The sequence below is a fragment of the Stenotrophomonas mori genome, from assembly GCF_023556335.1.
In the GTDB taxonomy this organism is placed as follows: domain Bacteria; phylum Pseudomonadota; class Gammaproteobacteria; order Xanthomonadales; family Xanthomonadaceae; genus Stenotrophomonas; species Stenotrophomonas mori.
In genome coordinates, this window is sequence record NZ_JAIKTS010000007.1 from 23423 (window position 1) to 32720 (window position 9298).

The window sequence follows — 9298 nt, forward strand, 5'->3', positions numbered from 1 at the left end:
GCGCGGCCGCGGGGGCGCACCGTGGAGGCCGGGCCGGTGCGCCGGCCGGGTCCCGGGGAGCCGGTGTCCGCCCTGCGCCCGCCGCGCCGCCTGCATCCGGTGGTCGCTGTGCGGCTGGGTACGGTGCACGGCATCGGCTAAAGTAGCCCGATGACGAATGTGCGCATTCCCGGCGGCCTGCTGATCGCCATCGAGGGCATCGACGGTGCCGGAAAGTCGACGCTGGCCCGGGCGCTGGCCGCTGCGCTGGCGCAGGCGGGTGCCGAGGTGGTGCTGGGCAAGGAGCCGACCAACGGGCCGTGGGGCACGCAGCTGAGGGCCTCGGCGGCGACCGGCCGGCTGAGCCCGCAGGAAGAAGTGGACCTGCTGCTGCGCGACCGCCGCCAGCATGTCGAGGAACAGGTGGCGCCGGCCCTGGCGCGTGGCGCGGTGGTCATCCTCGACCGCTACTTTCCATCGATGGTGGCGTACCAGGGCGCCGCCGGCCTGCCGGTGGACGAACTGCTGCGGCTAAACGATTTCGCGCCGCGTCCGCACCTGCTGCTGTTGCTGGACCTGTCGCCGGAAACCGGCCTGGCGCGCATCCGTGCCCGTGGCGACGAACCCAACCACTTCGAGACCGCGCAGAACCTGGAGCGCTGCCGGGCGATCTTCCAGGACCTGGCGCTTCCCGGCAGGCAGGTGATCGACGCCAGCCGCAGCGAAGCCGAGGTGCTGCGCGACGCGCAGGCGGCCGTTGCCGCCACGCTGGCCCGGCGCGGCGACGTGCAGGGAGGGCCGTTGCCCGGTTTCCAGGTGCAGGGCGGGTCCCCGGCCACGCCACCGCGCTGACCGCCTCCATGCCGATCCCGCCCCGTCCGGCAGAGCGGCGCCCCGCGCCGGTGGCCGCGGGCCTGCATCCGCGCAACCGCCACCAGGGCCGTTACGACATGGCGCGGCTGCTGCAGGCCAATCCGGCACTGCGCGGCTACCTGCGCCGCACTCCGGATGGCGGGCAGAGCATTGATTTCAGCGCGCCGGCGGCGGTGCGCGAACTCAACCGTGCGCTGCTCGCCAGCGATTACGGCATCGCCCACTGGAACATTCCCGATGGCTACCTGTGCCCGCCGGTACCGGGCCGCGCGGACTACCTGCACGGCCTGGCCGACCTGCTGGCCGGCGATGGCGGCGGCACGATCCCGCGCGGGCCGGACGTGCGCGTACTCGACATTGGCGTCGGCGCCAACTGCATCTACCCGCTGCTCGGGCAGGCCGAATACGGCTGGCGTTTCGTCGGCAGCGATATCGACACCGTCGCGCTGCAGTCGGCCCGGGCCAACGTGCAGGCCAACGGCCTTGAGGCGCAGATCGAACTGCGTCGGCAACACGCACGCGGCCGCCTGTTCGATGGCCTGCTGCAGCCCGGAGAACGTTTCCACCTGACCCTGTGCAATCCGCCGTTCCACGCCTCGGCCAGGGAAGCGGCACAGGGCAGCCAGCGCAAGCTGCGCAACCTGGGCGGCGGCGCGCCATCGTCGCGAGGCACGTCCCCCGTGCTGAACTTCGGGGGACAGGCCAATGAGCTGTGGTGCACCGGCGGCGAGGTCTCGTTCCTGAAGCGGATGGTCCGCGAAAGCGTCGCCGTCCAGGCGCAGGTGCTGTGGTTCAGTTCGCTGGTGGCCAAAAGCGAGCATCTGCCCGACCTGCACAGACAGCTGGCCAAGGCCGGCGCCGCCGAGGTGCGCGAGGTGGCGATGGCCCAGGGCAGCAAGCAGAGCCGCTTCCTGGCGTGGAGCTTCCATGCACCCCACGCGCGCAGGGCGTGGTTGGGGCATGGTTGAACGCGGATGATGAGGTCGGGCGTACGACTTCGCTGAATGGGGGATTGCAGGGACTGCAAGCCGAAGCCGTCGTCATGTCGCCGCCGGTCGAGAACCGCCGCATCAACTATGTATTGATCGATCACGAGAACGTGCAGCTTGCCGACCTGAGGCTGCTGGACCGGACCGATGTCCGCGTGCGGGTGTTCGTTGGCGCGGGACAGGCCCGGTTGTCCTCCGAGCTGGCGATCCAGATGCAGGCCATGCGCGAGCGCGCCGACTATGTGCGTATTTCAGGCAATGGCCCCAATGCACTGGATTTTCATATCGCCTTCTATATCGGCCAGTTGTCGCGCGAGGATGCGCGCGGGTGCTTCCACATCATCTCCAGGGATACGGGTTTTGATCCGCTGATCAAGCACCTGAAGGAGAGGAGGGTGTTCGCCTGCCGCTCGGTCTCCATTGCGGAAATGCCGTTGTTCAAACCGCAGGTCGCCAGGAAAGTGACGGCTGGGCAGGTGGGGGAAAGGGCAGCCATGGCGGTGGCAGTGGAGCCGCCCTCCCCGCCGGCAGCGGGGAAAAAGGCGGCGCTCGGAACCATGACGGCGGCACAGCGGCTGGAAAGGATGAAAACGCTGCTGACCAAGACCAGAACCGGAAGGCCCGGAACGTTGGCCGCCTTGAAGAAACATGTCGCCGCGCATTTCCAGGGCCAGATCAAGCCTGAGCACGTGGAGGCCATCATTGCCGGACTCGAGCGGGCCGGCGTGGTGAAGCAGGAAGGCACGAAGATAGGTTACGGCTGAAGGTGCCGCCGCGCGGGCCGGCGACATGTCCGCGCATTGCAGGGCATCCGGCGAAAGGAACCGCCGCGCCCTGCGGCGCGGCGGGTAGGGTCAGGCAGTGATCCCGCCGAAGCGGCCGGCGTTGAAGTCGTCCATTGCCTGGCGGATTTCCTCCTGGGTGTTCATCACGAACGGGCCGTAGCCGGCGATGGGCTCGTCGATGGGTTCGCCGGCCAGCACCAGCACGGTGGCATCGCTGTTGGCCTCGATCCCGACTTGCCCGGCACTGCGGTCGAACAGCACCATCTGCCCGTCGCGGGCCACCTGGCTGCCGTTGAACAGCACGGTCCCGTGCAGCACCACCATCGCCACGGTGTGGCCTTCGGCGAAGTCCAGCGTGGTGCCGGCATCGCGGTGCAGGCGCAGGTCCCACACGTCCATCGGGGTGTGGGTGCGGGCCGGGCCGCGGTGGCCGTCGAACGTGCCGGCGATCACCCGTACCCTGCCGGCGTCATCGGCCAGCGGCACCACCGGAATGTCGGCATCGCCGATGTTCTGGTAGCCCGGCGCGGCCATCTTGTGGCTGGCCGGCAGGTTGACCCACAACTGCACCATTTCCAGCCGGCCGCCGCGCCGGGTGAAGGCTTCGGAATGGAACTCCTCGTGCAGGATGCCGGAGGCGGCGGTCATCCACTGCACGTCGCCCGGCCCGATCTCGCCGCCGGCGCCGGTGGAGTCGCGGTGGGCGACCTCGCCGTCATAGACGATGGTGACGGTCTCGAAGCCGCGGTGCGGGTGCTGGCCGACGCCGCGCGGGGTCTCCGCCGGCGCGAACTCCGCGGGTCCGGCATGGTCCAGCAGCAGGAACGGGCTCAGCTGGCGGCCGTGGGTGTTGTAGGAAAACAGCGAACGGACCGGGAAGCCGTCGCCGACCCAGTGCGGGCGGGGGGCGCTGTAGAGGCCGCTGATCTTCTTCATGGCGTTGCTCCGTGTGCAGCACGGACGGCGCTGCGTTGAGAAGAAGGATGGATCCGGAACGATCCAGCCGGTAGTACCCGGAAAGTGGTCTCATAGTCCTGTCTGGTGAACGATGGATGCCCGCATGCAGGACCTGAACGACCTGTACTACTTCGCCAAGGTGGTCGAACACGGGGGCTTCGCCCCCGCCGGGCGCGCGCTGGGCGAGCCCAAGTCCAAGCTGAGCCGGCGCATCGCGCTGCTGGAAGCGCGCCTGGGCGTGCGCCTTCTCCAGCGCTCCACGCGCCGCTTCTCGGTGACCGATGTCGGCCAGACCTTCTACGCGCATTGCCGGGCGATGCTGGTGGAGGCGCAGGCGGCGGCCGAATCGATCGAGATGAGCCGCGCCTCGCCCCGCGGCACGGTGCGGCTGAGCTGCCCGACGATGCTGCTGGACTTCCGGGTCGCGGCGATGGTGGCCGGCTTCATGGCCGATTGCCCGGAGGTGCAGGTGCACCTGGAGGCCACCGACCGCCGCGTGGACGTGATCGCCGAGGGCCTGGACCTTGCCCTGCGGGTGCGCCCGCCACCGCTGGAGGACAGCGACCTGGTACTCCGGGTGCTGGGCGAACGCCGGCAGTGCCTGGTCGCCGCGCCGGCCCTGCTGGCCTCACGGCCGCCGGTGCAGGGCCCGGCCGATCTGCCGCTGCTGCCGAGCGTCGCGCTGGGCGTTCCGCAGGGCGCGCATGTCTGGCGGCTGGAGGGCGCCGGGGGGGCGGTGGCCGAGGTGGCGCATGCGCCGCGTTTGGTGACCCGCGGCATGGCCGCGCTGCGCGAGGCGGCCCTGGCCGGCGTCGGCGTGGCGCAGCTGCCGATGATGATGGTGCATGAAGCCCTGCAGGCCGGGCAGCTGCGGGAGGTGGTGCCGGACTGGGCGCCGCCGCGGGAGATCATCCACGCGGTGTTCCCGTCGCGGCGGGGACTGCTGCCCTCGGTGCGTCTGTTCATCGACGACCTGGCGGCACGCTTCGCCGCCCTGGAGGAATGCTGAGGGCGGCCGCGCGCCGCCACACCCTTTGCCCGGCGGCTGCCATCACGGGGCGTAGGCAGAGGCCGCCGTAGGGTGGGCGCGCAGATGGAGCGGTGGAGGGAGGTGCGATGGCGTTGTCCTCGACGATGCGGCCGTTCGTGGCGCGGGTGCTGGTGGTGCTGGCGTTGCTGGCGCTGGCGGCGCTTGTCTGGACCTTGTCCGACCTGGTGCTGGTGATGTTCGGCGCGGTGGTGGTGGCGGTCCTGCTCAACGCGCTGGTGGGGTTGCTGGTGCGGTTCGCGCGGTTGCCCCAGGGCGTGGCGCTGGGCGTGGTGCTGCTGCTCCTGCTGGTCGGGTTCGCACTGCTGATGTGGCTGTTCGGCGCGCAGGTCGCCGGTGAGATGGAGTCGCTCAAGCAGACCCTGCCGCAGGCGTGGTCGCACTTCACCGACTGGCTCGACGCCAGCCCGATCGGGCCGATGGTGCAGCAGGGCATCGAGCAGCTGCACCAGAGCATGAGCGGGCTGGCCGCCAAGGCCGGCGCGCTGGCCTTCGCCGCCTCCGGCAATGTCACCGACATGGTGCTGATGGCGGTGGGCGGCATCTACCTGGCGGCGCAGCCGCGGGTCTACCGGGAGGGCGCGCTGAAGCTGTTCCCGTCCTCGCGGCGCGCACTGGTGGGCGAGGCGCTGGATGCGAGCGGCACCGCGCTGCGCGCCTGGCTGGGCGGCCAGCTGCTGGCGATGCTGGTGATCGGCCTGCTGACCGGCATCAGCCTGTGGCTGCTGGACGTCCCGGTCGCGCTGGGCCTGGGCATCATCACCGCGCTGCTCGATTTCGTGCCGATCGTCGGCCCGATCGTCGCCGCCATCCCGGCCATCCTGCTGGGCTTCACCGTCAGCCCGCAGACCGCCCTCGGGGTGCTGGTGGTGTTCATCGTGCTGCAGCAGCTGGAAGGCCACGTGCTGCAGCCGCTGATCCAGCAGCGTGCGGTCGATCTGCCGCCGGCGCTGCTGCTGTTCTCGCTGTTCGGGATCGGCGCGCTGTTCGGGGTGCCCGGCATCCTGCTGGCGGCGCCGATGACGGTGGTGATCTACGTCCTGGTCAAGCGCCTGTACGTCAAGGAGGCGCTCGGCACGGACACGCCGATTCCCGGCCAGCCGCGGGGGTGAAATCCGGCGGCCCATGCCTATTGGCCCGTGCCGGCGGCGCGCGGCTGGTCGATGATGGCGGTTTCCAGGATCCTGCGAGGCTGCCGTCCATGCGTTCCAATCGTCCCGTGTTGCTGGGTATGGCCCTGATGGCCGCCATCGCCATGGCGCAGGCCGCGCCCGACGTGCCCACCACGGATGCCCGCGGCGTGGCCATCAGCGACGTCGCCTACCCGGGCACCGTCCAGCTGGAGGTCGACGCCACCGACCTGGGCCAGCGGGTCTTCAGGATCCGCCAGACCGTGCCGGTACGCCCGGGCCTGCAGCGCTTCCACTATCCCGCCTGGCTGCCGGGCAACCATGCGCCCACCGGTGCGATCGAGAAGCTGGCCGGGCTGGTGGTCAGCGGCGGCGGCCAGCGCCTGGAATGGACGCGCGATCCGCTGGACGTCTACACCTTCAACGTGCAGGTGCCCGAAGGCGTGGCCGAGCTGCGCATGGACTACCAGTTCCTCAGCCCCACCGACGCCGCGCAGGGACGCACGGTGATGACCCCGAACATGCTCAACCTGCAGTGGAACGCGATGGTGCTGTATCCGGCCGGGCATGCCGCGCATGCCATCACCTACCGGGCCAGTGTCCGCTATCCGCAGGATTGGGAGGCGGCCAGCGCGCTGCCGGTCGCGCGCCGCGACGGCGACACCGTGCACTATGCGCCGGCCAACCTGGAGGTCCTGGTGGATTCGCCGGTGTTCGCCGGCCGCTACCACCGGGCGTTCGAACTGGCCGACCCGGGCACCCGCCCGGTGCGGTTGAACGTGTTCGCCGACCGCGCCAAGGACCTGGAGGCCAAGCCCGAGCACATCGCCCAGCACCGCGCGCTGGTGACCCAGGCGCGCCGGCTGTTCGGCGCCGAGCACTACGACCGTTATGACTTCCTGTTCGCGGTGACCAACCAGCTCGGCGGCATCGGCCTGGAGCACCAGCGTTCCAGCGAGAACAGCGAGGCGCGCGACTATTTCAGCGGCTGGGATCCCAAGGTCGGCAGCAGCGACCTGCTCGGCCACGAGTACACGCACTCGTGGGACGGCAAGTACCGGCGCCCGGCGGGGCTGGCCACGGGCCACTACAACGTGCCGATGCAGGGCGGCCTGCTGTGGGTGTACGAAGGCCAGACCCAGTACTGGGGCAACGTGCTCAGCGCCCGCGCCGGCATCCGCCCGCTGGACGCCTCGCGCGATGCGCTGGCGCTGGTCGCGGCCACCTATGCCGACAACCGCCCGGGCCTGCAGTGGCGCACGCTCGGCGACACCACCAACGATCCGGTGATCGCGCGCCGCCGGCCCAAGCCGTACCGCGGCTACCAGATGAGCGAGGACTACTACCAGGGCGGGCAGATGCTGTGGCTGGAGGCGGACGTACGCATCCGCCGGCTCAGCAAGGGCAAGCGCAGCCTGGACGATTTCGCCAAGGCCTTCTTCGGCCAGAACGACGGCCAGTGGGAACGCCCGGATCCCTATGTCTTTGAAGATGTCGCCGCGACCCTGGAACAGGTCCAGCCCACCGGCGACTGGGCGGCGTTCCTGCGCGAGCGGGTGGATGGCCGCCGCGCGCTGACCGACGGCATCGAGGCGGCCGGCTGGAAGCTGGTCTACAGCGACACCCCCAGCGCCTACTACAAGGCATTGATGCGCGGCCGCGGCGCCAGTTTCATCTATTCGCTGGGCATGGCGCTGGACAGCGCCGGCAAGGTCACCGAAGTGCGCTGGGACAGCCCGGCCTTCACTGCCGGACTGGGCAGCGGCATGCAGGTGCTGGCGGTCAACGACCTGCAGTACAGCGCGGAGGAGCTGGAGGAGGCGGTGCGTGCCGCCCGCCACGGCACCCAGCCGATCCGGCTGCTGGTCAAGCAGATGGATGTCTACCGCACGCTCACCCTGGAGTACCGCGATGGCCTGCGCTACCCCGCGTTGCAGCGGATCGAGGGAACCCCCGACTACCTGACGCCGATCTTCAGCGCCCGCAAGTGATGCGGTGGTTCCCGCAGGCGCGGCTCAGCCGCGCCTGCGGGAACGGGACTCAGAAGCTGACCATCAGCGCGACGCGGAAGCGGTTCAGCCAGTCGCCCGGATCGGCGCTGCCGGCATAGCGTGCCGACAGCGGCCGGTAGCGGTACCACAGTGCGCTGAGGGTGGTCTTCGGCCACGGCACGTAGTCCACGCCGAAGGCATGCATGCGGTAGTTGCTGGCCAGGCCGATGTTGTCGTGCGAGAACGCGGTCAGCACCGCGTCCACTTCCGCCATCGAATGGCCGTAGCTGACGCGCCAGTCACCGGGCTGCTGCGCGCGGCCGAGCAGCAGGTCGACGCCGTAGCCACTGTCGGCGTCGGTGCGCGCGGCGCTGTTGTGCACGTAGTCGCCGACGATGCGCAGCGGCCAGCGCTCGCCCCAGCCGGAATAGCTGGCGCCGAGGATCACGTCGTTGAGGTGGAAGCCGGACACGTAGCTGCCGTCGGGGTTGAGCAGGTTGCTGCGCCAGTCGGTGGCAGTGGCGCCGACCGTGCTGCCGATGCTGTAGCGGTAGTGCGCGGCGGAGGCGTCGAAGCGCCAGTCGCCCAGCGCCGGGCTGTCGTAGCCGACCTGCGCACCGACCATGGTGCTGTCGCCACCGGTGGCCTGCTCGTCGATGACGAAGAACAGGCCGTTGGCGCGCAGCCCGCCGCCGTCGGCCAACGCATGCTTCCAGTTGGCCGACAGGCCCTGCGGGTTGACGTCGCCGTCCCACACCAGCTCGGTGCGGGTGAACGGCTGCGGGATCTTGCCGGCGTGCACGTCCAGCGCGCCGAACGCGAGCTTCAGCCAGGCCTGGTCCAGGCTCACTTCCAGGTCGTTGTCCCAGTTGGACAGCTGCACGTCGGTGCTGCGCGGATCGTCGGGGTTGCCGGTCACCAGGCGCGCGCCGATGCTGATGCGGTCGTTGACCGCGAAGGCGGCGGCCAGGCGGCCGCGCACCTGGCCGCTGGTGCGGTCGCGGGCATTGTCGTTGGAGTTCTCGAACTGCGAGCGCACCCGCATGTCGCCGCTGACGGTCAGCCGCGACAGTGCGCTGGCGGTGGTCGCCGGCGCTGCCGGTGCGCTGGCCGGCGCCACGGGGGCCGCAGCGGGTGCCGCCGGCGGCGCCATGGCCGGGACGGCGGCCACGCCGAGACGGCTTTCCAGGGTGCGCAGCGCGGCTTCGTTGTCCTGCTGCATGCGTGCCAGCTGCGCCTGCTGCGCGCGCAGCTGCGCGACCTGTTCCAGCAGCGCGGCGTGGTCGCCGTCCTGCTGGGCGTAGGCCGGGGCGATGCCGGCGGCGAGCAGCGCCAGCAGGAGCAGGGAGCGGGCCGGCCGGACCGGTGGGATCGATGGATTCATGGGATGTCCTTCGCGGGTGTTGATGAGGGGGAAACGCTCAGCATTCGATGACGTTGACGGCCAGGCCGCCGCGGCTGGTTTCCTTGTACTTGTCCTGCATGTCGCGGCCGGTGTCGCGCATGGTCTTGATGACCTTGTCCAGGCTGACCTTGTGCTTGCCGT

9 protein-coding genes are annotated in these 9298 nt (G+C 70.3%); 6 read left to right on the top strand and 3 right to left on the bottom strand.

What is annotated here, in order from left to right; translation table 11 throughout:
• Positions 1 to 150 precede the first annotated feature (150 nt).
• The 3 genes from tmk to K5L01_RS14710 are packed head-to-tail and all read left to right on the top strand — an operon-like array spanning position 151 to position 2605.
• A complete protein-coding gene (gene tmk, locus K5L01_RS14700) occupies positions 151 to 831 on the top strand; it encodes a dTMP kinase (protein WP_250065361.1) in 681 nt (226 codons plus the stop codon).
• 8 nt (positions 832 to 839) lie between these two features.
• Entirely contained in the window at positions 840 to 1820 is a 981-nt protein-coding gene (gene rlmF / locus K5L01_RS14705; RefSeq protein WP_250065362.1) for a 23S rRNA (adenine(1618)-N(6))-methyltransferase RlmF, read from the top strand.
• A complete protein-coding gene (locus K5L01_RS14710; protein WP_250065363.1) occupies positions 1817 to 2605 on the top strand; it encodes a PIN domain-containing protein in 789 nt (262 codons plus the stop codon). The genes rlmF and K5L01_RS14710 overlap by 4 nt, the downstream gene beginning before the upstream one ends.
• A gap of 90 nt (positions 2606 to 2695) precedes the next feature.
• Here K5L01_RS14710 and K5L01_RS14715 read toward each other — a convergent pair whose 3' ends face one another.
• Positions 2696 to 3562: a pirin family protein gene (locus tag K5L01_RS14715; protein WP_250065364.1), complete on the bottom strand. Its 867-nt coding sequence runs from the start codon at positions 3560 to 3562 to the stop codon at positions 2696 to 2698.
• Positions 3563 to 3686: 124 nt separating this feature from the next.
• Here K5L01_RS14715 and K5L01_RS14720 point away from each other — a divergent pair, with 124 nt between their 5' ends.
• From K5L01_RS14720 to K5L01_RS14730, 3 genes are all read left to right on the top strand, one after another.
• Positions 3687 to 4592, top strand: a complete 906-nt coding sequence (locus K5L01_RS14720; RefSeq protein WP_250065365.1) for a LysR family transcriptional regulator — start codon at positions 3687 to 3689, stop codon at positions 4590 to 4592.
• A gap of 107 nt (positions 4593 to 4699) precedes the next feature.
• Complete coding sequence (locus tag K5L01_RS14725; protein WP_250065366.1) at positions 4700 to 5743, top strand: AI-2E family transporter; 1044 nt, start codon at positions 4700 to 4702, stop codon at positions 5741 to 5743.
• Between the two features lie 89 nt (positions 5744 to 5832).
• Positions 5833 to 7752, top strand: a complete 1920-nt coding sequence (locus K5L01_RS14730) for a M61 family metallopeptidase (protein ID WP_250065367.1) — start codon at positions 5833 to 5835, stop codon at positions 7750 to 7752.
• 49 nt (positions 7753 to 7801) lie between these two features.
• Here K5L01_RS14730 and K5L01_RS14735 read toward each other — a convergent pair whose 3' ends face one another.
• The gene (locus K5L01_RS14735; protein WP_250065368.1) at positions 7802 to 9136 is read right to left on the bottom strand and encodes a putative porin; all 1335 of its coding nucleotides are present in this window, start codon (positions 9134 to 9136) and stop codon (positions 7802 to 7804) included.
• Between the two features lie 37 nt (positions 9137 to 9173).
• The coding region (locus K5L01_RS14740) for an L-serine ammonia-lyase, iron-sulfur-dependent, subunit alpha (RefSeq protein WP_250065221.1) at positions 9174 to 9298 on the bottom strand (125 nt) is incomplete at its 5' end.

What these genes read in the sequence shown, in the direction of transcription:
- tmk (WP_250065361.1), top strand. Translation starts at nt 151, where the DNA reads ATGACGAATGTGCGCATTCCCGGCGGCCTGCTGATCGCCATCGAGGGC.
- K5L01_RS14735 (WP_250065368.1), bottom strand. Translation starts at nt 9,136, where the DNA reads ATGAATCCATCGATCCCACCGGTCCGGCCGGCCCGCTCCCTGCTCCTG.
- K5L01_RS14730 (WP_250065367.1), top strand. Translation starts at nt 5,833, where the DNA reads ATGCGTTCCAATCGTCCCGTGTTGCTGGGTATGGCCCTGATGGCCGCC.
- K5L01_RS14715 (WP_250065364.1), bottom strand. Translation starts at nt 3,562, where the DNA reads ATGAAGAAGATCAGCGGCCTCTACAGCGCCCCCCGCCCGCACTGGGTC.
- rlmF (WP_250065362.1), top strand. Translation starts at nt 840, where the DNA reads ATGCCGATCCCGCCCCGTCCGGCAGAGCGGCGCCCCGCGCCGGTGGCC.
- K5L01_RS14720 (WP_250065365.1), top strand. Translation starts at nt 3,687, where the DNA reads ATGCAGGACCTGAACGACCTGTACTACTTCGCCAAGGTGGTCGAACAC.
- K5L01_RS14725 (WP_250065366.1), top strand. Translation starts at nt 4,700, where the DNA reads ATGGCGTTGTCCTCGACGATGCGGCCGTTCGTGGCGCGGGTGCTGGTG.